This is a genomic window from Streptomyces sp. NPDC051822, assembly GCF_044452745.1.
In the GTDB taxonomy this organism is placed as follows: Bacteria; Actinomycetota; Actinomycetes; order Streptomycetales; family Streptomycetaceae; genus Streptomyces.
Genome location: NZ_JBITBZ010000001.1, coordinates 532,787 through 553,056 on the forward strand (window position 1 = coordinate 532,787; position 20,270 = coordinate 553,056).

A 20,270-nucleotide genomic window follows, 5' to 3' on the forward strand; every position below is an offset into this window, starting at 1 on the left:
GACGGATACGGGGACTCAGCCGGTGAACCCCGGCACCACCAGACCGGACTCGTACGCGATGACCACCGCGTGGGTCCGGTTCTGGGCGCCGAGCTTGGTCAGCACGTTGCCGACGTGCGTCTTCACCGTCTCCAGGCTGACGGTGAGGGTCTGCGCGATCTCCGGATTGGACAGGCCGGTGGCCATCAGCCGCAGGACCTCCTCCTCCCGCCCCGTGAGCGCCGCCCCCGGCAGCGCGTCGGCGGAGTCCCTGGGGCGGGCGGCCACCATCCGGCGCAGCGTCGCCGGGAAGAGGATCGCCTCCCCCGCCGCCACGACCCGTACCGCCTCCGCGATCTGCCGGACCGGCAGCCTCTTCAGCACGAACCCGCTGGCGCCCGCGCCGAGCGCGGCCGTCACGTAGTCGTCGTTCTCGAAGGTGGTGATCACGACGACCTTCGGCGGGTCGTACGCGCGGGACTCCCCGGCCGGCCCGGCCGCCGCGGAACCGTCCGCTTCCGCGAGGAGGTGCCGGGTGGCCTCGATCCCGTTGCGGCGCGGCATCCGCACGTCCATCAGGACCACGTCGGGCCGCAGCCGCCGCGCCTGTTCGACGACCTCGACGCCGTCGGCGGCCTCGCCGACCACCGCGATCCCCGGCTGCGCCGCGAGCAGGGTGCGCAGGCCGCTGCGGGTCACCTCGTCGTCGTCCGCGATCAGGAGGGTGACGGGTGCCGCACTCGTCCCGCTCATGCCGACGGCCGTACGGGAAGCCGGACCGCCAGGCGCCAGTGCCGCGGCCCGTCAGGCCCGGTCTCGATGTCCCCGTTCAGGAGCCGTACGCGTTCGGCGAGACCGGACAGGCCGTGCCCGGACGACGGGAAGGCACCGGCTCCCTCGCCCTCCTGCGCCGTTCCGTTGACCACGCCGAGCTCCAGTGCCTCCGCCCCGGCCCGCACGCGGACCGCGATGGGCCCGCCCGCTCCGTGCCGCATCGCGTTCGTCAACCCCTCCTGCAGGATCCTGTACGCGGCCCGGGACAACGTTCCCTGGACGTGGGCCAGGTCCCCCGAGAGGTCCGGCTCCACCACCGCGCCCGTGTGCCGTACCCGGTCGAACAGTTCGGGCAGATCGGCCAGGGTGCGGGTCGGCGCCGTCTCGGCCTCCCGTTCCCGCAGGACCCCGAGGACGTAGTCCAGGTCCTCCAGGGCGGCCCTGGCCGACTCCTCGATGCTGCGCAGGGCCGCCCTGGCCGCGACCGGATCGGTGGCGAGCACCTCGCCGGCGACCGCCGCCTGGATCGTGGTCGTCGTCAGCGTGTGCCCGATGGAGTCGTGCAGCTCGTGTGCGAGCCGGTTGCGTTCGGCGAGGCGCAGCTCCCGTTCGGCAGCCGCCGCGAGCCGCTCGGCCGTGGACGGCCCGAGCAGCCTGGGCGCCGACCATCGCAGCGTCCTCGTCACCAGGACGCACACGGCCCCCGCGAGCAGCAGGCAGCCGAGCCCGGCCGCCCAGCTCTGCCAGCCGCCCCCGACCCGTACCGACCGGCCGAAGAGACTCAGCCCCAGCTCGGCGCCGAGCCATCCTCCCGGCAGGGTCAGGCCCACGAAGAGCAGCAGACCGCTCGCCAGCGCACCCGTCCAGCCGACCGCCACGTGCAGCAGCAGCCAGAGAGGGGTCCGCCAGCGGCCGGCACGGGAGCCGGCGGCCCGTACGGCATCGGCATCGGGCAGCGGCACCTTCAACAGCCGCCGGGCGGACAGGACGAGCACCCGCCGGGTGGTGCGGGCGAGGCCGACCAGGCCGATCAGCACCGCCCATACGAGCACGGCCAGGCCGATCTGCACGCCCTCGGGAGCGGACCGCCACGCGAGCGCGGGGAGCAGCGCGAAGGACAGCAGGGGAAGGCTCGCCAGAACGGCGCCGTAGCCGAACAGCGCACCCGAGTACGTGGAGCGCCGCAGCAGCGGCCGCATTGGCTTGATCATGATCAGCCAGTATGGACGGGCGGCTCACGCCCGGCCTCCCCCGATCGGGGGAGCGTCTTCTCCCGCTTTCCCGCGATGCGCGCCGCAGCCCCCCGAACCCATGATCGTGTCCTGCCCGGTCGAAGGGCACGAACGACCACGACCACACGGGAGTTGACCGTCCATGCGTGAGCAGACAGCCCACCGTCCCCACCCCTCCGGGCGCCGGCGGCGCGGAGCCCTGGCGGCCGCGGCCGGGGTGGCCCTCGCCGTCGTGGCCACGGGCGCCCTGGCGCCGCCGACGGCGTTCGCCGCCCCGCGGCCGGACACCGTGCGGCAGGGCCTGGAGGCGCTGGTCCGCGACGGGCAGCCCGCCGCGCTCGCGACCGTCCAGGACCGCTCGGGCCGCAGCCGTACCTACACCGCGGGGGTCGGCGACCTGGCCACCGGCGCGAAGGTGCCGAGGGACGGCCAGGTACGGATCGGCAGCAACACCAAGACGTTCACCGCGGTGGTCGTCCTGCAGCTGGTCGGGGAGGGGAAGGTCGACCTCGACGCCGACGTCGACACCTATCTGCCGGGCCTCGTACGCGGGGACGGCATCGACGGACGCCGCATCACAGTCCGTCAGCTCCTCCAGCACACCAGCGGACTTCCGGAGTACGGCACGTACATCGGCGACGACGAGATGGCGCACCGGTACTTCGAGCCCCGCGACCTGGTCGACATCGCCCTCCGGCACAAGGCCGGGTTCCCGCCGGGAGAGAAATGGTCGTACAGCAACACCAACTACATCGTGGCCGGTCTGATCGTCCAGAAGGTCACGGGCCGCCCGCTCGCCGAGGAGATCGACCGGCGGATCGTCCGGCCCCTGGGCCTGCGCCACACCTACTTCCCCGCGCCCGGCGACAAGACCATCCGGGAAGCCCACCCCCGGGGCTACCACCGGCTCACGACGGAGGAGGCGCTGCGCGACTTCACCGAGATCGACCCGTCGGCGGGCGGGGCGGCCGGCCAGATGATCTCCACCAACTCCGACGTCAACCGCTTCTTCACCGCGCTCCTCGACGGCGAACTCCTCCCGGCCGCCCAGCTCGCCCAGATGCGCACCACGGTCCCGGTCGGGGATACCGGCGCCGGCTACGGCCTGGGGCTCATGAGCCGGCCGCTGACCTGCGGCGGGGTCTACTGGGGGCACGGCGGGGACATCGTGGGGTACGAGACCCGGGGCGGCGCCACGGACGACGGCCGCGCCGTGAACATCGCGGTGACGAGCATCCCGACCGAGATCGCGGGCACGAGGCGCGTCGAGGCGGTCGTGGACAAGGCGCTCTGCCGCTGAGTCGGACCGACGGGCCCGCCCAGGGCCGTCCGGGGCCGCCCGGGCAGGGCGTCAGTCGAGACAGAACTCGTTGCCCTCGGGGTCGGTCATCACGATCCAGCCGGTGCCCATCGGAGGCTCGGGCTCGAAGCGGCGCACCCGCTTCGCGCCGAGCGCGACGAGCCGGTCGCACTCGGCCTCGAGGGCCGCCATCCGCTCCTCGCCCTCGAGGCCGGGCGCGACGCGGACGTCGAGGTGGACGCGGTTCTTGGCGGCCTTGTCCTCCGGCACCTGCTGGAAGAACACCCGCGGGCCCTGCCCGTCCGGGTCCTCGATGGCGGACCTCGTGTTGCGCTGCTCCTCCGGTACGCCGATCCTCGCCAGGAAGTCGTCCCACGCGGCCAGCGGGTCGGCGCCCTCGGGCAGCTCGACCCCGGGCGGGCCGGGGTGGACGTAGTCCAGGGCGTCGCGCCAGAAGGACGACAGCGCGCGGGGGTCGTGGGCGTCGAAGGTGACCTGGAAGTGACGGCTCATCGTGCCGCTCCGTTCGTTACGGGGGTTCCTCGTCCTGTGAATCCACCCTGACACCCATGGCGGACAGAATCGGTCCGCCATGCCCAGGGCGTGCAAGGGCGTGCAAGGGCATGCCAGGGTGGCCCCGTGATCGCATCGACCGGCGCCGAACGGGGCACCACCGAACGGGTCCTGACCCTGCTCGGACTGCTGCAGCAGCGCCACACCTGGAGCGGCCCCGAACTCGCCGACCGGCTCGGGGTGACGACCCGCACGGTCCGGCGCGACGTCGAACGGCTCCGCTCGCTCGGCTACCCGGTGCACGCGGGCCAGGGCGTCGGCGGCGGCTACCGGCTCGGCCCCGGGCGAGACCTGCCGCCGCTGCTCCTCGACGACGAGGAGGCCATCGCCACGGCGGTCTCGCTGCTCGCCGGCGCGGCCGCGGGCCCCGGCGACGCGGCGCTCCGGGCGCTGACGAAGCTCGACCGGGTGCTGCCCACGAGGCTGCGGCACGAGGTGCGCGCCCTCTCCGGCTCCGTGGAGTTCTTCGGCCGGGGCCGTACGCCCGTCGACCCCGAGGTGCTCACCGCCCTCGCCGGGGCCTGCCGCGACGAGGTCGAGGCGGGCTTCGACTACCCCTCCGGGGACGAGGTGCGCCGACGGCGGGTCGAGCCCTACCGCCTGGTCGCCTCCGACCGCCGCTGGTACCTCCTCGCGTACGACCTGGACCGTGCCGACTGGCGCAGCTTCCGCGTCGACAGGATGACGGACGTGTCCGCCAGGACCTGGCGGTTCCGCCCGCGTGAGGCACCCGACGCGGCGACGTACGTGCAGGAGGGGGTGGCCGGCCGGGTCTACGCCCACCAGGCGCGCTTCCTCGTGCACGCGCCGGCCGACACGGTCCGCGCGCAGGTCCCGGCGTCGGCGGCGGTCGTACGGCCACGGGGGGACGACCGCTGCGAGGTGCTCAGCGGCGCCGCCGGCCTCGACGCGCTGATCCTGCACGTCCTCCTCCTCGGGCACGACTTCGAGCCGCTCGACCCACCGGAACTCTCCGGCCGCTGCCGTGCCCTGGCGGACCGACTCCTGAAGGCCGGCGCGACGCCCGCACCACCGGACGGGCGTACACGCGCGAAGTGACGGGACGGCCCTTAACACCGGGGCAGCTCGCCGTCCGAATTGCGCCAGCGCAGCGGCGGCTCGCGCGCGAGCCTGGCCACATGAGCACCCAAGCCACCCACCTCATCACCGCGTACCCCGCCCGCCCCATCGCTCCCTCGGCGCTCGCCGAGCTGCGCGCCTCCGACGACGCCGGGCACCCCTGCGTGCCGCGGACGGCCACCGACGGCGGCGACCCGCTCCGCTGCTGCCTGCGCGCCGCCGCCCCCGGCGAGCGGATCGCGCTGGTCTCGTACGCCCCGCTGCGCCGCTGGGCCGCCGAGACCGGGGCGGACCCGGGCGCGTACGACGAACAGGGTCCCGTCTTCATCCACGCCGAGGACTGCGGCGGCCCCGCCCCTTCGCAGGCGTACCCCTTCACCCGCCCCGGGGCGCTCCGGGCCCTCCGCCGCTACGACGCGGCGGGCCACATCGTCGGAGGCCGTCTCCTGGAACTCCCGGAAGCCCCCGACGAGGGCCTGGACACCGCCCTCACGGAGGCCTTCACGGACCCGGCCGTGGCCCTGGTGCACGTCCGGGCGGTCGAGTACGGCTGCTTCCACTTCGAGGTGCGGCGCCCCTGACACGGAAAAGGGCCCTTGACCAGGTTTGCACCTGGTCAGGGGCCCTTCCGCGTGGGCCGGCAGACGAGTCGGGCTGTACGCCGGGTTCTGTGCCCCGGGACCTCGCGGTCGTCGGGGCGACGGCCATCCATCTAGGACCGGCGTTGCCACCGGCCTCCTGCGGTCTACCCGCGAACTCGGGCGAGCAGCCCTCGAACGTCCGCGCAGGGACACCGAGGTGTCCCTTCTTGACCTTGCTCCGAGTGGGGTTTACCTAGCCGCCTGAGTCACCTCAGGCGCTGGTGGTCTCTTACACCACCGTTTCACCCTTACCGAGGACCGAAATCCCCGGCGGTCTGTTTTCTGTGGCACTGTCCCGCGGGTCACCCCGGGTGGCCGTTAGCCACCACCCTGCTCTGTGGAGCCCGGACGTTCCTCGGGAAGATCCGAAGATCTCCACGCGGCCGTCCGCCCGGCTCGTCTGCCGTGCCGACCATGCTACCCGCCGATACGGAGGAAGCCGCCCTCAGAGGAACTCGGCCGTCTCCAGGTCGAAGCCGAAGGGGGCGGGGAGGCTGAGGGACTTGCCGAACGGCACGGCGTGGTGCTCGCGATAGTCGCCGTCCTCCGGGTCGGTGAAGAGCGTCACCGTGGACGTGTCCCGGTCCACCAGCAGGTAGAGCGGGATGCCGCCCCGGGCGTAGCAGCGACGCTTGGCCTCCCGATCGGCGTTCGGACGACTGGAGGTGACCTCCAGAACCATCGCCACGCCCGCGCACGGCATCCAGGATGCCGCTCCTCGATACAGACGCTGGGCCTGTGGGGCGAACGTGCCGTCCGGGATGACGTGATCCCTCGGGGCGCCAGGCGTCTCCTTGAGTGTCAGTCCCTTGTTCCCCGAGAACTGCATCTCGGTCCGGGACCGCCGGTACACCTGCCCGACGATCAGCCCGATGTAGTCCTCGTGGTCCCCGTCCGGCGGCGGCGTCACGACGATCTCCCCCTCGACCAGTTCCGCGCGGAAGCCCTCCGGCGTGTCCAGCGCCAGGAAGCCCTCAAGCAGGGTGTCCGCCTGCGTAAGCGGTTCGTGCGGCATGGCAGTCATGTCGTCAGACTCGGACATCGAGGCACCGGCCGTCCGTCGGATCAGGGGCGTTCCCTCGATCGTGGCACATGATCCGGACAGAGCGGTGGATCACGCTTGACCTTGCCGCAGCGTCAGGGTTTCTACTGGGCGCATGCGTATCGGCGAGATCGCCGCCCTGGTAGGGGTCACCCCCCGGGCCGTGCGGCACTACCACCAGGCGGGGCTGCTGCCCGAGCCCGTGCGGCGGGCCAACGGGTACCGGGAGTACGGGGTCCGGGACGCCGTGCTGCTCGCCCGGATCCGGCGGCTGACCGAGCTGGGGCTCGGGCTCGACGAGGTACGCGGTGTGCTCGCGGACGACGAGGGGCGGGGCCTCGTGGAGGTCCTGGAGGAACTGGACGAGGACCTGGCCCGGCAGGAGGCGGTGATCCGGGAGCGCCGGGAACGCCTCGCCCCGCTCCTCACCGAGGCGCGGGCCGGGCGCCTGCCCGCCGACGGGCCCGTGTCCCCTGAGCTCGCGGCGCTGCTGGCGGGCCTGGGCGAGCTGCCCGAGTCCCCGATGGCGGCGAAGGACCGGGAGATCCTGGCCCTCCTCGACACCGTCGTCCCCGAGGCCGAGCGGGCCCGGCTGATGAGCCTCATGCACGGGGTGGCCGGCAGCGCGCGGGAGGTGTACGGGCTCCTCGACGCCCTCGCCGACGCGGAGCCGGACGACCCCCGGGTGGACGGGGCCGCCCGCGCCCTGGCCGGCGTCCTGCCGGACGGGCTGGCCGTGGAGCTGCCTCCCGAGGGCTCCGGCGGCATCGCCGACGCCTTCTTCGCCGACCTGGCCCCGGCCCAGTCGGCGGCGGTACGGCGGGCGATCGAGCTGGTCCTGGCACGAGGTGACGACGAGTCGACGGAGGCGGAAGCATGACGAGTACCGGTGCGGCGGGCGGGCCGCGGCGCGGACGGGGGCTGCGGCTGCTTCGCGGGGTCGCGTACGCCGCGCTGCCCGCCGAGGTAGTGCTCTTCGTCTGTCTTCTCGCCGGGGTACGCATACCCGTGGGCGTGCTCCTCGTCGGGGAGCTGCTCGTCCTGGGGCTGCTCGCGGCCGAGGGCGTCGTCTGGGCGCGGCTGCGGCGGCGCGGCCTTTCGCGGCGGGAGGCCCTGGCCGAGCTGGTGCCCGGGCCCGTGCTACGGATCATGGGACACGAGCTGCGGATCATGGCCGCCGTGGTGCGCTGGGTGGCGCGGCGGCCTCACGGGGTCGAGGGCGCCGACGGCGTGTTCCCGCACGCGCGGGACCAGGCGGCGCTGATGTACGGCTTCGCGTTCGTGTGTCTCGTCGAGACGGTCGGCATGTCGTACCTGCTCGCCGACTGGCCCCTCGTCCACGCGGTCGTCCTCGTCCTGGACGTCTACACCGTGCTGTTCGTCCTCGGACTGCACGCCGCTGCCGCGACCCGTCCGCACACCCTCAGCGGGGACGTCCTGCGGCTGCGGCAGGCCGCGCACGTCGACGTGCGCGTGCCGCTCGACCAGATCGCGGCGGTCCGCCAGGAGCTGCTGTTCACGCACGAGAAGGCCGAGGGCGAGCTGAACCTCGCGGTCGGCTCGCAGACCTCCGTCACGATCGAGCTGGCCGAGCCGGTCGACGTGCCGCGGTTCCTGAGCGGGGCGCCCCGGCCCGTACGGCTGATCCGGGTCCACGCCGACGACGCGCGCGCCCTGTACAGGCAGCTCACGCGGGCGCGAACAGCACCTTCGCCGTCCCAGGGTCCGCCGCCGTCAGTCTGACCCGGAGCCACTCCCCCAGCGGCAGCGGGCGGTCCCCGCCCGCGACGCGGGCGACGACGGCCGGGTCCTCCAGGTGGACGGTGCCGACGGCCGGATCGCGTTCCTTCACGTCGATGACGTACGCGTCGAAAACCTCTCCGACCCGTTCGCCGAGCAGGGCCGCCTCGACGATGTCGACGCTCTCGCGCTCGACGGTGTTGGCGCGGCGGGTGCCCATGGCCATCTCGTCGGGGAGCGTGGGCAGGGCGGCCCGTACCCACTCGGGCGGTTCGTCGCCCGCCACCGCCGCCACGCACAGTTCGCCCGCGTACCGGTCGACGAGCCGCCGCAGCGGAGCGGTGCAGTGGGTGTACTCGTCCGCGACGGCGGCGTGCACGGCCGGGGTGGGGACGAGGCCGTCGGTGAAGACGGTGTACCCGGCGCCGCGCAGCAGGGTGGTGCACTCCTGGAGGAAGGCGGCGTGGCGCGGGTTCGTGGGGTCGGTGGCGCGGACGACGTCCGCGTACGAGACGTGGTGCGGCCAGTCGACGCCGAGGGCCCGCGCGGAGCGGCGCAGGCGGGCGACGGCGCCGTCGGGGGCGGTCGGGAGGGTGCGCAGGATGCCGGTCCCGGCGGCGGTCATGAGGTCGGCGGCGGCCATGCCGGTGAGGAGGGAGATCTGGGCGTTCCAGCCGTCGGCGGGGAGCGGGGCGCGGTAGGCGAGGGAGTAGCCGTGGTCCTGCGCGACGATCTCCTGTTCGGGGACGTTGAGGGAGATCCCGCCGCGTTCGGCTTCGAGGGTCTCGCGGAGCCGGCCGATGTCCCGGAGCAGGGCGACGGGGTCCTCCGCCGTCCCGGTGTCGATCTGGCGCTGCACCTCCTCGTAGTCGAGTCTGGCGCGGCTGCGGACCATGGCGCGGCGGACGTCGGTGGCGACGCGGCGGCCCTCTGCGTCGAGGTCGATCCGCCACAGCAGGGCGGGGCGGGGGTCGCCGGGGAGGAGGCTGGCGGCGCCTTCGGAGAGGACGGCCGGGTGGAGCGGGATCCGGCCGTCGGGGAAGTAGAGGGTGAGGACGCGCCGGTGGGCCTCGGCGTCGAGCGCGCCGCCGGGGGTGACGAAGGCGGCGACGTCGGCGATGGCGTAGTGGACGCGGTAGCCGCCGTCGGCCCGGCGGGCCAGGTGCATGGCCTGGTCGAGGTCGGTGGAGGCGGGCGGGTCGACGGTGAAGAAGGGCAGGTCGGTGGCGTCGTGGGTGGGGAGCCGGGGGGCCTTCGCGGCGGCCTCGGCCTCGGCGAGGACGGCGCTCGGGAAGGCGTCGGGGATCGCGAGTTCGGTACGGAGTGCGCGCAGGGCGGCCCGCAGCGGAGTCTCGGCTGGGCCGGTCACGTGAAGGGGGCGGCGTGGCATGGACCGAGCGTATGGCTGGGTTCCGGGGACGGCACCCGGAAGGCGGTACGTCGGGGGCGGGGGCTCGCCCTTTGTAGTCTTGACGGGCGGGGCCGCACCCCCGATCCCGTACGTATGAAGGAGAACCGCCGTGCTCGTGCTGTTGCCGCCCTCCGAAGGCAAGGCCTCCTCGGGGCGCGGGGCGCCGCTCAAGCCGGAATCGCTGTCCCTGCCGGGGCTCGCGGAGGCGCGGGCGGCGGTCCTGGACGAGCTGGTCGAGCTGTGCGCGGCCGACGAGGAGAAGGCGCGCGAGGTGCTCGGCCTGAGCGAGGGCCTGCGCGGCGAGGTCGCGAAGAACGTGGAGCTGCGGACGGCGGGCGCGCGTCCGGCCGGCGAGGTCTACACGGGCGTGCTGTACGACGCGCTGGGTCTGGCGACCCTGGACGCGGCGTCCCGCAAGCGGGCGGGGCGGTCGCTGCTCGTGTTCTCGGGGCTGTGGGGCGCGGTGCGGGTGACGGACCGGATTCCGTCGTACCGCTGCTCGATGGGGGTGAAGCTGCCGGGTCTCGGCGCGCTCGGCGCGCACTGGCGGGGTGCCATGGCGTCCGTTCTTCCCGAGGTGGCCGGGGACGGTCTGGTTCTGGACCTGCGCTCGTCGGCGTACGCGTCGGCGTGGAAGCCGAAGGGCGAGGTGGCGGCGCGGACGGCGACGGTGCGGGTGCTGCACGCGCCGACCCGGAAGGTGGTCAGCCACTTCAACAAGGCGACGAAGGGGCGGATCGTGCGGAGCCTCATGGAGGCGGGCGCGGGGCCGCGGTCGCCCGGGGAGCTGGTGGAGGCGCTGCGGGACCTGGGGTACGTGGTGGAGGAGACCGGTAAGGCGGGCTCGCTGGACGTCCTGGTGGACGAGATCCACTAGGACTCGTTGCACCCTGCGCAACAGTCATTGCGCATTGCGCTCGCCGTGGCCAGGATGATGCCATGACGAGCGTGTTCGACCTTGCCGTGCCTGGCGGCCTTGCCCCGGAAGCCGGCCCCGCTCCCGTCCCCGTCGTCCCGGTCGTCGTGGTCGAGGACGCCGCCGACGCCGTGCCCCTGGCGCGGGCGCTGGTGGCGGGCGGTCTGCCGCTCATCGAGATCACCCTGCGCACCCCGGCCGCGCTGGACGCCGTCCGGGCCGTCGCGGCCGAGGTGCCGGACGCGGTTGTCGGCGCGGGGACGGTCGTGTCGGCGGCCGGCGTCGCGGACGCGGTCGGCGCGGGCGCCCGGTTCCTGGTCAGCCCGGGGTGGACCGACCGGCTCCTCGGCGCGATGCGGGACTCGGGCGTGCCGTTCCTGCCGGGGGTGTCGACGGCCTCGGAGGTCGTGGCGCTGCTCGAACGGGGGGTGGACACCATGAAGTTCTTCCCGGCCGAGGCGGCGGGCGGCGTCCCGTACCTGAAGTCCCTGGCGGGGCCGCTCCCCCGGGCCCGTTTCTGCCCGACCGGCGGCGTCTCCCTCGCCACCGCCCCGGCCTACCTGTCCCTGCCGAACGTCGGCTGCGTCGGCGGCACGTGGATGCTGCCGCCCGACGCCCTCGCGGCCCGCGACTGGGCCCGCGTCGAGTCCCTGGCGCGCGAGGCGTCCCGCCTCACGGGGGTCAGCGCAGGTGCGAGGTGTCGTTGAGAAGGCGTACGGACGCGTTGCCGTCGGCGTAGTAGGCCACCGCCGAGATCGACGCCGCCGACAGCTCCATCCGGAACAGGGACTCCGGCGGGGCGCCGAGCGCGAGCCGGACCAGGGTCTTGATCGGCGTGACGTGGGTGACGACGAGGACGGTGCGGCCCGCGTGGGCGGCGGTCAGCCGGTCGCGGGTCGCGGCGACCCGCCGGGCGACGGTGGCGAAGCTCTCGCCCCCGCCGGTCGGCGCGGCCTTCGGCGAGGCCAGCCAGGCGTCGAGGTCCTCGGGATACCGCTCCCGCACCTCGCCGAAGGTCAGGCCCTCCCACGCGCCGAAGTCGGTCTCGCGCAGCCCCTGATCGACACGGACGTCGAGTCCGAGGCGGGCGGCGACGGCGGCGGCGGTCTGCCGGCACCGGGTGAGCGGCGAACTGACGATCTCCTGGATCGTGCCGCGCGCGGCCAGCGCCTCCGCGACGGCCTCGGCCTGCCGCTGCCCGGCCGCCGAGAGCTCGGGGTCGGTGCCCCCGCTGCCGGAGAAACGCTTCTCGGGCGTCAGCGCGGTCTCCCCGTGCCGCAGCAGCACGAAGGTCGCGGGCGCACCCATGTCGGGTCCGGTCCAGCCCTGCCCGGGGGCGGCGGGGACGGTGGCGGTGGCCGCTCGCTCGGGAACGGCGGGCGTCGCGGACCTCGTGCCCGCCTCGGCCTCGAAGTCCCCCGTGGCCCCGAAGTCGCCCGGGGCCCCGAGGGCCTCCTCCGTGAACAGGCCCTCGTCCGGCAGGTCGCCGGGGGTGGACGGCCGGGACGCCGTGCTGGGCCAGGCGGCCGTTCCGGTCCCCGTCACGCTCGTGCCGGTCCCGGCGGCCGGCCGTGCCCCCAGCGCCGCCCTCGCGCGGGCCGCGCCCGCCGTCGCGTCACCCGGCGGGCCCGCCGGAGTCGCGGCGTTGCGGGCGGCCATGGCGTCGAGGCCGGCCGTGGAGGCGGACGGCTCCCAGCGGCGGCCCAGCTTGCCCGCGTCCATCGCCTCGTTCGCGAGCCGGTCCGCGTGCTTGTTGCGCTCGCGCGGGATCCACTCGTAGCGGACCCGGCCCGCCGGGAAGACCCGGCCGGCCTCGGCGGCGAGCGGCTTCATGTCCGGGTGCTTGATCTTCCAGCGGCCGGACATCTGCTCGACGACCAGCTTGGAGTCCATGCGGACGTGGACGGTGGCGTCGGGGAACAGCGCCCGGGCCGCCTTCAGGCCCGCCACCAGGCCCTTGTACTCGGCGACGTTGTTCGTCGCCACGCCGATGTACTCGGCCGCCTCCGCGAGCGTCTCGCCCGTGGCGGGGTCCAGGACGACCGCCCCGTAGCCAGCGGGTCCCGGGTTGCCCCGGGAGCCCCCGTCGGCCTCGACGATCAGCTCGCGCGAAGACGGAGGAACGGACATTACAGACCGGACTCCGAGGTGCGGACGAGGATGCGGCGGCAGTTCTCGCAGCGGACGACCGCGTCACGGGCGGCGGCGCGGACGTCGTTCAGCTCGGTGATGTTGAGCTCGATGTGGCAGCCCTCGCACTTGCGCTGGTAGAGCCGGGCCGCGCCGACGCCGCCCTGCTGCTCGCGCAGCTTCTCGTACAGCTTGAGCAGGTCGGCCGGGACGGAGCCCGCGATCAGCTCGCGCTCCTTGGCCACGGAGGCCTCCTCGGCGTCGAGCTCCGCCTCGGCGGCGTCGCGCCGGGCGGTGGCGGCGTCGGTCTTGGCCTGGACGGCGGAGACCCGCTCGGTCAGCTCGGTCAGGCGCTCCTGGATGGCCTCGCGGCGCTCCATGACCTCGAGGACGATCTCCTCCAGGTCGCCCTGGCGCTTGGCGAGCGAGACGATCTCGCGCTGGAGGTTCTCCAGGTCCTTCGGGGAGGAGACGGCGCCGGAGTCGAGGCGCTGCTGGTCGCGCGTGGCGCGCTGACGGACCTGGTCGACGTCCTGCTCGGCCTTGGTCTGCTCGCGGCCGCAGTCGCTCTCCTGGGTCTGCGCGGCGACGAGGAGGTCGCGCAGCTGGGTGAGGTCCTTGGAGAGCGACTCCAGCTCGGCGTGCTCGGGCAGCGAGCCGCGCTTGTGGGCGAGCTGCTGGAGGCGGACGTCCAGGGCCTGGACGTCGAGGAGGCGGATCTGATCGGCGGGCGCGGCGTTCAGTTGGGGGCTCCAGGGGAGGTGTGGTGGAAGGACCAGGGGTCGGTGACCGTCTTCGAGACGTGGACGCGCAGGTCCCAGCCGTGACGGTCGGAAATCTCGTCGAGCTGTGCGGCCGCCTGCTCGCACCAGGGCCATTCGGTGGCCCAGTGGGCGGCGTCGACGAGCCCGAGCGGAGAGTGCTGGGTGGCCTCGGAGACGGGGTGGTGGCGCAGGTCGGCGGTGAGGAAGGCGTCCACACCCGCGGCCCGCACGGCGTCGAAGAGGCTGTCGCCGGAGCCGCCGCTGACGGCGACGCGGCGGACGGACATGCCGGGGTCTCCGGCGACCCTGACGCCCTGCGCGGTGGCGGGCAGCCGCGCGGCGGCGCGGGCGGCGAACTCGGCGAGCGTCTCGGGGCGGTCCAGCTCGCAGATCCGGCCGAGGTTGTTCTCGGGCACGAGGGGGCCGGTGACGCGGAGGTCGAGGGCGCCGGCGAGGGCGTCGGAGACGCCGGGGTCGGCGGTGTCGGCGTTGGTGTGCGCGACGTGGAGGGCGATGTCGTGCTTGATGAGTCCGTGCACGACGCGGCCCTTGAAGTGGCCGGCCGCGACCGTCGTCGTACCGCGCAGGTAGAGCGGGTGGTGGGTGACGATCAGGTCGGCGCCGAGGGCGACGGCCTCGTCGGCGATCTCCTGCACGGGGTCGACGGCGAAGAGGACGCGGGTGACCTCGGCGTCGGGGTCGCCGCAGACGGTGCCGACGGCGTCCCACGACTCGGCCCGCTCGGGCGGCCAGAGGGCGTCGAGCGCGGCGGTTACTTCAGACAGACGGGGCACGGAGGAAAGGCTACCTTCCTCACGTGCCCCACCGTTCTGGCCTGTGGACAACCCACTGGGGACAACCCGCGGGCCAGGGGCCTGCGACTACTTCTCGACGAGGTCCGCGCGCAGGTCGTCGAGGACGCTGTTCGCCGCGGTCACGCCGAGGCCGAGGTACCAGGTCTCGTCCGGGACGTCCTTGGCCTGGCCGGCCTTGACCGCCTTGAGGTTCTTCCAGAGCGGGTTGGCCTGGGCGGTGTCCTTCTTGGTGGCCTTGGCGTCGCCGTACACGCCGGTGAAGATCCAGTCGGCGTCGGCCTCGTCGATCTTCTCGGGGCTGATCTCGGCGGCCAGCTCGTCGATCTGCTGGTTCTTGGGCCGCGGCAGGCCCGCGTCCTCGAGGATCGTGCCGATGAAGGACGCCTTGGCGTAGAGGCGGATCTTGCCCGGGAGGTAGCGGACCATCGAGATGGTCGGCTTGTTCGTTCCGATGTCGGCGCCGAGCTGCTTCGCCTTCGTCTCGTACGCGGCGAGCTTCTCCTTCGCCTCGGCGGTCCTGTCGAGCGCGGCGGCGTTGAGGAGGTAGTTCTCCTTCCAGGTGAAGCCCGGACGGATGGAGAACACGGTCGGCGCGATCTTCGACAGCTCGTCGTACTTGTCCGCGGCGCGGAGCTGGCTGCCGAGGATCAGGTCGGGCTGGAGGTTGGCGATGGCCTCCAGGTTGAGGTTGTTGATGGTGCCGACGGACTTCGGGGCACCGGCGTTCTTCGCGAGGTAGCCGGGGATGCCGTCGTCGCCCTCGGAGGGGGCGTAGCCGACGGGCTGGAAGCCGAGGGAGACCACGTTGTCGAGCTCGCCGACGTCGAGGACGACGACCCGCTTGGGGGCGGCCTTCAGTTCGGTCTTGCCGAGGGCGTGCGTCAGGGTGCGGGGGAACTGGCCCGCCTTGGCGTCGGTGCCCATGGCCGCGGTCTTGGCCGCCGCGTCGCCGAAGTCCTTGCCGCCGGTGGCGACGTCCTTCTTCTTGGTCGTGTCGCCCTTGGTCGTGTCCTCCTTGGAGGAGTCGGATCCGGTGTCGCCTCCGCCGCAGGCCGCGAGCGAGAGCGCGGCGGCGAGGGCGACGGCGGCGGCGGTGCCGCGGCGGCGGAGGGACATGAGAAGGCTCCTGTACGGGTCCTGGCGGGGATTTCGGGCACGACCGGCCGGAGCCACAGACTCCGTTTAGGTTCGCCTTACCTTACTCATCACGGGAAACTCCAGCACAACCGGCCCCCACCCCTCAGGCGAACACGCCCACGGCCACCCTTATGTGTGAAGTGACCCTGCTCGTGTTGTTCGGCTGGAAGTGCGAAAACTAGCTTCGTGGCCGGAGGTGACGAGTCGATGACAGTGTGTGCCATCGAGACGGCGGCCGAGGACGACGACCGCGAGGGACACCGGGAGGGGCACCGGGACGGGGCGCGCCCCGGGGGCGCCGACTGGCCGACGGGGTTCACGATCACGGCGAACGGCGCGTACGCGGCCCGGCTCGCGGGCGCCGGAGACGCCCTGTACGTGGAGAGGTGGACGCTCGACGGCCCGGAGCCGTACGCCGTGCCGCTCCCCCTCGACCAGCCGGAGGAGCCGGGCACCAGGCTGCTGCCCCTCGCGGACGGCCGCGTCCTCGTCGCCCGCCGCGTGGACGGGCGGCGGAACACGTTCTCGCTGCTCTACCCCACGGGACCGGCCACCGGCGAGCTCCAGCTCGGCGCGGTGGAGGCCCCGGGCTCCGAGCACCTGGTGCTGCTGCCGCCCTCGCCCGACGGCATCTGCGCGTACGCGATGTGCGTCGGCCCCGACACGACGACGCTGTGGCTGGTGGCGGGCGGCGCCTTCGGCCCCGAGCAGGTGGCGGAGGTCAGGGGCAGCTGCACGGGCGGGGTGTGGCTCGACCGTACGGGCCGGATGCTCGCGCTCGACCGGCGGCTCGGCGACGGTCCCGTGAAGGCCGTCGCCGTCGACCTGGAGCGGGGCGGGGAGGTGACGCCGCTGCTGCAGATCACCGAGGAGAGCGACGACCGGCTGCTCCTCGCCGACCCGGACAGCGGGCTGCTCCTTATCCGCTCCGACGCGCCGTCGCCGGGGCACGACCGGCTCGGCTGGGGGGTGCTCGGAAGCCTGCTGCCGGTGCGGTTCCCGGAGTGCCTGCGGCTCGACGACGCGGCCGTGACGCCGTTCGCGGTGCAGCCGGGGCAGGTGCTCATGCCGGAGAGCTGCTCGGTGGCGCTGCGGATCGACGCGGCGGGCGGCAGCTGGGTCGGCGTCTGGCGGCCGTCGGCACGCCGACTGGGCCATCTGGCCGCACCCGCGGGCTGGCTGGCCGGTGCGGGCCTGTGGACGGCCGGGGGCGTGCTGCGGCTGCCGTACGTGACGGCCGGGGCGCCGTGCGGGCTCGCGGACATGGAGGCGCCGCCGGAACCGGAGCCCGAGCCGCCGGTGACGGTGGCGGCGGTCGCCGAGGAGCCCCGGGTGTGCCGTCCGGTGCCGTTGCAGCAGGCGCCTCTCACCGACCGGAGACCCGCTGGCTAGAATCTCGGGCTGCACAGCAAGACCGATGTCAACGGGGTGAGTTCGACCATGTCGGAAAACAGCACGCACGGGCAGGAGCGGAACGGCTCCGGCAAGCACCGCGGTGAGGCCTCGCCGACGGAGGACTCCGCGTCCTCCCCGCACGGCCGCCACCGCCGCGAGCCGGACGCGCAGTGACGCGGTAGGTCCAGTGGCGCGGTAAGTCCAGTGGCGCGAGGGCCCCGGGGTCTCCCCGGGGCCCTCGTCCTTCCCCACCGCTGACCGTCATCGTCCGACGGCCCGTCCTCAGCCCTTCTTCAGCCCCAGCACCTCCGCCGCGGCGAAGGTCTCGCCCGCCGGGCGGGACGCGTAGTGCGGGGTGAGCAGGGCGTCCAGTTCCTCGTACGTGAACGCCTCCTTGGCCGTGTCGAACTTGGCCGAAACCCGCGGCCGGTCCACGACCGCCACCATCCCGCCGTGCACGACGAGCAGCTGGCCGTTGACCCCGGACGCGGCCGGGGAGGCGAGATAGCCGACGAGCGGCGCCACGTGCTCCGGGGACAGCGGGTCGAGCTCCCCCTCGGCTTCCGGCTCCGCGAAGCTGGCGAACACGTCCTCCGTCATCCGCGTCCTGGCCCTCGGGCAGATGGCGTTGGCGGTGACCCCGTACCGGGCGAGCGCGAGCGCCGTCGAGGTGGTCAGGCCCACGATGCCGCCCTTGGCCGCCGCGTAGTTGGGCTGACCGGCCGAGCCCGCGAGGAAGGCCTCGGAGGAGGTGTTGACGATCCGGCCGTAGACGCCGGCCTCCCCGGCCTTGGCGCGGCCGCGCCAGTGGACGGCGGCGAAGTGGGTGGTGTTGAAGTGGCCTTTGAGGTGGACCCGTACGACCGAGTCCCACTCGTCCTCGCTCATCGAGAAGACCATCCGGTCGCGCAGGATGCCCGCGTTGTTGACCAGGACGTCCAGTTTCCCGAACTCGGCGACGGCCAGGTCGACCAAAGCCCGCGCGGTCTCGAAGTCGGAGACGTCGCCGAGGTGCGCGACCGCCCGGCCGCCCGCCGCGCGGATCTCCGCGGCGACCTCCACGGCGGGCGCGGCGGAGGCGGCTCCGGAGCCGTCGCGGCCGGGCTGCCCGTAGTCGTTGACGACGACGGCGGCGCCGAGCCGGGCCAGTTCGAGGGCCTCGGCGCGGCCGAGACCGCGCCCGGCGCCGGTGACGATCGCGCTCAGCCCTTCCAGGGGGAGTGACATCGCGTGGGGGTCCTCTCAGATCTCGATGCAGGTGCGGAGCGCCACGCCCGTGCGCATCTGCTCCAGGGCCTCGTTGATGCCCGCGAGCGGCACCCGGTGGGTGATGAGCGACTCCAGGTCGATGCGGCCCGCCCGCCAGAGCGCGATGGCCCGCTCGTACGACCGGAGCACGTCCCCGCCGCCGTACATGGACGGCAGGATCCGCTTCTCGTCGAAGAACAGCTCGAACATGCTGAGCTGGAGGTAGTCGTCGAGGGCGCCCGCGCCGACGACGCAGAGGGTGCCGCCGCGGCGGGTCGTCTCGTACGCGGTGCGGGCGGTGGCGGACTTGCCGACGACCTCGAAGACGTAGTCGAAGCCCTCCCCGCCGGTGATCCGCTGCTTGGCGTCGGCGAGCGCGTCCGGGGCGACGGCCTCGGTGGCGCCGAAGCGCAGGGCGGCCTCGCGGCGGGACTCGACGGGGTCGACGGCGATGATCTGGGCGGCGCCCTGGAGCTTGGCGCCCTGGATGGCGGAGATGCCGACGCCGCCGCAGCCGATGACGGCGACCGACGAACCCGCCTCCACCTTGGCGGTGTTGATGGCGGCGCCGAGGCCGGTGGTGACGCCGCAGCCGATGAGGGCGGCAATCTCGAAGGGCACGTCGTCGGGGATCGGGACGGCGCAGCCGGCGTCGACGACGACCTCCTCGGTGAAGGTTCCGGTGCCGGCGAAGCCGAAGACGTCACCGCCGGGGCGCTTGAAGTTGGGCGTGCCGGCGTTCATGAACCCGGCCAGGCACAGCTGCGTCTGGCCGCGCTTGCAGGCGGGACAGCTGCCGCAGGCGGGCAGCCAGCAGAGCAGCACCCGCTGGCCCTGGTCGAGTCCGGTGACGCCGTCGCCGATGTCGCGGATCTCGCCGGCGCCCTCGTGGCCGGGGATGAAGGGGGCGGGCTGCGGGAGGACGCCGCTCATCGCGGAGACGTCGGAGTGGCAGAGGCCGGTGGCCCGGACCCGGATCCGCACCTTGCCGGGGCCGAAGCCCACCGCCTCGACGTCGTCGACGACTTCGAGCTTGTCCTGGCCGATCTCGTGCAGTACGGCTGCGCGCATGGTGCGGCTCCCTCCGGGACGGATCTGACGGATCTGACGGATCTACGAGTGTTCGACGAGGGTGTCGGCGAGTACGGGGGCGTCGTCGCGCTCCACCGCGGTGACCGTCACCTGGACGCCGCCCTCGCCCGCCCACATCCGGACGCGCAGGGTCTCGCCCGGGAAGGCGATCCCGGCGAAGCGGGTGCGGTACGAGCGGACCCGGGTGACGTCCCCGCCGAGCACCGTGTCCACCACCGCCTTGAGGGTCATCCCGTACGAGCAGAGGCCGTGCAGGATCGGCCGGTCGAAGCCGGCGAGCTTGGCGAACTCGGGGTCGGCGTGGAGCGGGTTCCAGTCGCCGGAGAGCCGGTAGAGCAGGGCCTGTTCCTCGCGGATCGGGCGTTCGACGGTGACGTCGGGCGCGCGGTCGGGGAGGGCGAGGCGCTCGGACGGGCCGCGGTCGCCGCCCCAGCCGCCCTCGCCGCGGACGAAGATCTGGGCGTCGCTGGTCCAGAGGGGCCCTTCGGCGTCGGCGGCCTCGGTGCGCAGGACGAGGACGGCGGCCTTGCCCTTGTCGTACACGGCGGCGACGCGTGAGGTGGAGACGGCACGGCCGGCGACGGGTACGGGACGGTGGAGGGTGACCGACTGGCCGCCGTGCAGGACGGAGGCGAGGTCGATGTCGATGCCGGGCGCGGAGAGTCCGCCGACGACGCCCATGCCGGCGCCCGCGACGGTGGCGAAGCTGGGCAGGACGTGGAGCCGGGATTCGAGGGTGTAGCGGAGCTCGTCGGGGTCGGTCGCGGGGATGCCCGCCCCCAGGCCGAGGTGGTAGAGCTGGACGTCCTTGTGGTCCCAGGAGATCTCGGCGCTGCGGGGTTCGGCGGCGACGGCCTTTGCGGGGTCGATGGGCATCGGCTGCTGCTCCTCGTGGCTCCTCGTGCGGTGGAAGACCTCGGCGCGGCCGTCCGCACCGTCGGCCGCACCGAGGCCGTGCGGGGACCGTCCCGTACGCGGCCGTTCTAGAACGCGTTCTAGGT

Annotated in this window: 21 protein-coding genes and 1 other RNA gene; 9 read left to right on the plus strand and 13 right to left on the minus strand. The window is 73.7% G+C overall.

All coding sequences use genetic code 11. The features are described 5' to 3' along the window. Positions 1-15: 15 nt before the first annotated feature. Together ACIA8N_RS02405 and ACIA8N_RS02410 are read right to left on the minus strand one after the other, a co-directional pair. Complete coding sequence (locus tag ACIA8N_RS02405; RefSeq protein ID WP_365777304.1) at positions 16-732, minus strand: response regulator transcription factor; 717 nt, start codon at positions 730-732, stop codon at positions 16-18. Beyond that, on the minus strand, positions 729-1,964 hold the full coding sequence (locus ACIA8N_RS02410; RefSeq protein ID WP_365777306.1) for a histidine kinase: 1,236 nt from the start codon (positions 1,962-1,964) through the stop codon (positions 729-731). Before ACIA8N_RS02410 ends, ACIA8N_RS02405 begins: the two co-directional genes overlap by 4 nt. 163 nt (positions 1,965-2,127) lie before the next feature. On the opposite strand from ACIA8N_RS02410, the gene ACIA8N_RS02415 reads away from it, so the two are divergent. Continuing rightward, positions 2,128-3,285: a serine hydrolase domain-containing protein gene (locus ACIA8N_RS02415; RefSeq protein ID WP_365777308.1), complete on the plus strand. Its 1,158-nt coding sequence runs from the start codon at positions 2,128-2,130 to the stop codon at positions 3,283-3,285. A gap of 51 nt (positions 3,286-3,336) precedes the next feature. Here the strand turns inward: ACIA8N_RS02415 and ACIA8N_RS02420 are convergent, their stop codons facing one another. After that, the gene (locus ACIA8N_RS02420) at positions 3,337-3,798 is read right to left on the minus strand and encodes a VOC family protein (RefSeq protein WP_365777310.1); all 462 of its coding nucleotides are present in this window, start codon (positions 3,796-3,798) and stop codon (positions 3,337-3,339) included. A 126-nt stretch (positions 3,799-3,924) separates the two neighbouring features. Between ACIA8N_RS02420 and ACIA8N_RS02425 the strand changes: the two genes are divergently transcribed. After that, positions 3,925-4,917, plus strand: coding sequence for a YafY family protein (locus ACIA8N_RS02425; RefSeq protein ID WP_365777312.1), 993 nt, complete (start codon positions 3,925-3,927; stop codon positions 4,915-4,917). Between the two features lie 80 nt (positions 4,918-4,997). Beyond that, the gene (locus ACIA8N_RS02430; RefSeq protein ID WP_399415501.1) at positions 4,998-5,519 is read left to right on the plus strand and encodes a DUF1203 domain-containing protein; all 522 of its coding nucleotides are present in this window, start codon (positions 4,998-5,000) and stop codon (positions 5,517-5,519) included. A 60-nt stretch (positions 5,520-5,579) separates the two neighbouring features. Here the strand turns inward: ACIA8N_RS02430 and rnpB are convergent. Beyond that, positions 5,580-5,978, minus strand: an RNA gene (rnpB, locus tag ACIA8N_RS02435) — RNase P RNA component class A. Positions 5,979-6,024: 46 nt separating this feature from the next. After that, the gene (locus ACIA8N_RS02440; RefSeq protein ID WP_365777314.1) at positions 6,025-6,603 is read right to left on the minus strand and encodes a Uma2 family endonuclease; all 579 of its coding nucleotides are present in this window, start codon (positions 6,601-6,603) and stop codon (positions 6,025-6,027) included. 133 nt (positions 6,604-6,736) lie between these two features. Between ACIA8N_RS02440 and ACIA8N_RS02445 the strand changes: the two genes are divergently transcribed. Continuing rightward, a complete protein-coding gene (locus ACIA8N_RS02445; RefSeq protein ID WP_365777316.1) occupies positions 6,737-7,501 on the plus strand; it encodes a MerR family transcriptional regulator in 765 nt (254 codons plus the stop codon). Then, a complete protein-coding gene (locus ACIA8N_RS02450; protein WP_365777318.1) occupies positions 7,498-8,364 on the plus strand; it encodes a hypothetical protein in 867 nt (288 codons plus the stop codon). Before ACIA8N_RS02445 ends, ACIA8N_RS02450 begins: the two co-directional genes overlap by 4 nt. Here the strand turns inward: ACIA8N_RS02450 and ACIA8N_RS02455 are convergent. Next, complete coding sequence (locus ACIA8N_RS02455; RefSeq protein ID WP_365777320.1) at positions 8,309-9,751, minus strand: RNB domain-containing ribonuclease; 1,443 nt, start codon at positions 9,749-9,751, stop codon at positions 8,309-8,311. The two genes, ACIA8N_RS02450 and ACIA8N_RS02455, sit on opposite strands and share 56 nt — an antisense overlap. A gap of 130 nt (positions 9,752-9,881) precedes the next feature. Between ACIA8N_RS02455 and yaaA the strand changes: the two genes are divergently transcribed. Both yaaA and eda read left to right on the plus strand, forming a co-directional pair. Further along, entirely contained in the window at positions 9,882-10,649 is a 768-nt protein-coding gene (yaaA, locus tag ACIA8N_RS02460) for a peroxide stress protein YaaA (protein WP_365777322.1), read from the plus strand. Positions 10,650-10,711: 62 nt separating this feature from the next. Beyond that, on the plus strand, positions 10,712-11,395 hold the full coding sequence (gene eda / locus ACIA8N_RS02465) for a bifunctional 4-hydroxy-2-oxoglutarate aldolase/2-dehydro-3-deoxy-phosphogluconate aldolase (RefSeq protein ID WP_365777324.1): 684 nt from the start codon (positions 10,712-10,714) through the stop codon (positions 11,393-11,395). Here eda and ACIA8N_RS02470 read toward each other — a convergent pair. From ACIA8N_RS02470 to ACIA8N_RS02485, 4 genes are all read right to left on the minus strand, one after another. Further along, positions 11,370-12,818, minus strand: coding sequence for a bifunctional RNase H/acid phosphatase (locus ACIA8N_RS02470; protein ID WP_365777326.1), 1,449 nt, complete (start codon positions 12,816-12,818; stop codon positions 11,370-11,372). The two genes, eda and ACIA8N_RS02470, sit on opposite strands and share 26 nt — an antisense overlap. Then, entirely contained in the window at positions 12,818-13,561 is a 744-nt protein-coding gene (locus ACIA8N_RS02475; protein ID WP_211270337.1) for a zinc ribbon domain-containing protein, read from the minus strand. Before ACIA8N_RS02475 ends, ACIA8N_RS02470 begins: the two co-directional genes overlap by 1 nt. After that, positions 13,558-14,376, minus strand: a complete 819-nt coding sequence (locus ACIA8N_RS02480; protein WP_365777328.1) for a Nif3-like dinuclear metal center hexameric protein — start codon at positions 14,374-14,376, stop codon at positions 13,558-13,560. The genes ACIA8N_RS02475 and ACIA8N_RS02480 overlap by 4 nt, the downstream gene beginning before the upstream one ends. An 87-nt stretch (positions 14,377-14,463) precedes the next feature. Further along, positions 14,464-15,513 carry an iron-siderophore ABC transporter substrate-binding protein gene (locus ACIA8N_RS02485; RefSeq protein ID WP_365777330.1) on the minus strand — a complete coding sequence of 350 codons (1,050 nt, stop codon included), beginning with the start codon at positions 15,511-15,513 and terminating at the stop codon, positions 14,464-14,466. 228 nt (positions 15,514-15,741) lie between these two features. On the opposite strand from ACIA8N_RS02485, the gene ACIA8N_RS02490 reads away from it, so the two are divergent. Both ACIA8N_RS02490 and ACIA8N_RS02495 read left to right on the plus strand, forming a co-directional pair. Then, on the plus strand, positions 15,742-16,926 hold the full coding sequence (locus tag ACIA8N_RS02490; RefSeq protein WP_365777332.1) for a hypothetical protein: 1,185 nt from the start codon (positions 15,742-15,744) through the stop codon (positions 16,924-16,926). Between the two features lie 48 nt (positions 16,927-16,974). Next, complete coding sequence (locus ACIA8N_RS02495; protein WP_365777334.1) at positions 16,975-17,103, plus strand: hypothetical protein; 129 nt, start codon at positions 16,975-16,977, stop codon at positions 17,101-17,103. Positions 17,104-17,211: 108 nt separating this feature from the next. On the opposite strand, the gene ACIA8N_RS02500 is transcribed toward ACIA8N_RS02495, so the two are convergent. The 3 genes from ACIA8N_RS02500 to ACIA8N_RS02510 are packed head-to-tail and all read right to left on the minus strand — an operon-like array spanning position 17,212 to position 20,145. Then, positions 17,212-18,156, minus strand: a complete 945-nt coding sequence (locus ACIA8N_RS02500; RefSeq protein ID WP_365777336.1) for a 3-oxoacyl-ACP reductase — start codon at positions 18,154-18,156, stop codon at positions 17,212-17,214. A gap of 15 nt (positions 18,157-18,171) precedes the next feature. Beyond that, entirely contained in the window at positions 18,172-19,248 is a 1,077-nt protein-coding gene (locus ACIA8N_RS02505) for a Zn-dependent alcohol dehydrogenase (protein WP_365777338.1), read from the minus strand. Positions 19,249-19,290: 42 nt separating this feature from the next. Then, complete coding sequence (locus tag ACIA8N_RS02510) at positions 19,291-20,145, minus strand: MaoC/PaaZ C-terminal domain-containing protein (RefSeq protein WP_365777340.1); 855 nt, start codon at positions 20,143-20,145, stop codon at positions 19,291-19,293. Positions 20,146-20,270 lie beyond the last annotated feature (125 nt).

Bases quoted from the DNA above. Each gene is read 5' to 3' on its own strand.
- ACIA8N_RS02405 (WP_365777304.1), bottom strand. From the start codon at position 732: ATGAGCGGGACGAGTGCGGCACCCGTCACCCTCCTGATCGCGGACGAC.
- ACIA8N_RS02410 (WP_365777306.1), bottom strand. From the start codon at position 1,964: ATGATCAAGCCAATGCGGCCGCTGCTGCGGCGCTCCACGTACTCGGGT.
- ACIA8N_RS02415 (WP_365777308.1), top strand. From the start codon at position 2,128: ATGCGTGAGCAGACAGCCCACCGTCCCCACCCCTCCGGGCGCCGGCGG.
- ACIA8N_RS02420 (WP_365777310.1), bottom strand. From the start codon at position 3,798: ATGAGCCGTCACTTCCAGGTCACCTTCGACGCCCACGACCCCCGCGCG.
- ACIA8N_RS02430 (WP_399415501.1), top strand. From the start codon at position 4,998: ATGAGCACCCAAGCCACCCACCTCATCACCGCGTACCCCGCCCGCCCC.
- ACIA8N_RS02440 (WP_365777314.1), bottom strand. From the start codon at position 6,603: ATGACTGCCATGCCGCACGAACCGCTTACGCAGGCGGACACCCTGCTT.
- ACIA8N_RS02445 (WP_365777316.1), top strand. From the start codon at position 6,737: ATGCGTATCGGCGAGATCGCCGCCCTGGTAGGGGTCACCCCCCGGGCC.
- ACIA8N_RS02450 (WP_365777318.1), top strand. From the start codon at position 7,498: ATGACGAGTACCGGTGCGGCGGGCGGGCCGCGGCGCGGACGGGGGCTG.
- ACIA8N_RS02455 (WP_365777320.1), bottom strand. From the start codon at position 9,751: ATGCCACGCCGCCCCCTTCACGTGACCGGCCCAGCCGAGACTCCGCTG.
- eda (WP_365777324.1), top strand. From the start codon at position 10,712: ATGACGAGCGTGTTCGACCTTGCCGTGCCTGGCGGCCTTGCCCCGGAA.
- ACIA8N_RS02470 (WP_365777326.1), bottom strand. From the start codon at position 12,818: ATGTCCGTTCCTCCGTCTTCGCGCGAGCTGATCGTCGAGGCCGACGGG.
- ACIA8N_RS02485 (WP_365777330.1), bottom strand. From the start codon at position 15,513: ATGTCCCTCCGCCGCCGCGGCACCGCCGCCGCCGTCGCCCTCGCCGCC.
- ACIA8N_RS02490 (WP_365777332.1), top strand. From the start codon at position 15,742: ATGACAGTGTGTGCCATCGAGACGGCGGCCGAGGACGACGACCGCGAG.
- ACIA8N_RS02495 (WP_365777334.1), top strand. From the start codon at position 16,975: ATGTCGGAAAACAGCACGCACGGGCAGGAGCGGAACGGCTCCGGCAAG.
- ACIA8N_RS02500 (WP_365777336.1), bottom strand. From the start codon at position 18,156: ATGTCACTCCCCCTGGAAGGGCTGAGCGCGATCGTCACCGGCGCCGGG.
- ACIA8N_RS02505 (WP_365777338.1), bottom strand. From the start codon at position 19,248: ATGCGCGCAGCCGTACTGCACGAGATCGGCCAGGACAAGCTCGAAGTC.
- ACIA8N_RS02510 (WP_365777340.1), bottom strand. From the start codon at position 20,145: ATGCCCATCGACCCCGCAAAGGCCGTCGCCGCCGAACCCCGCAGCGCC.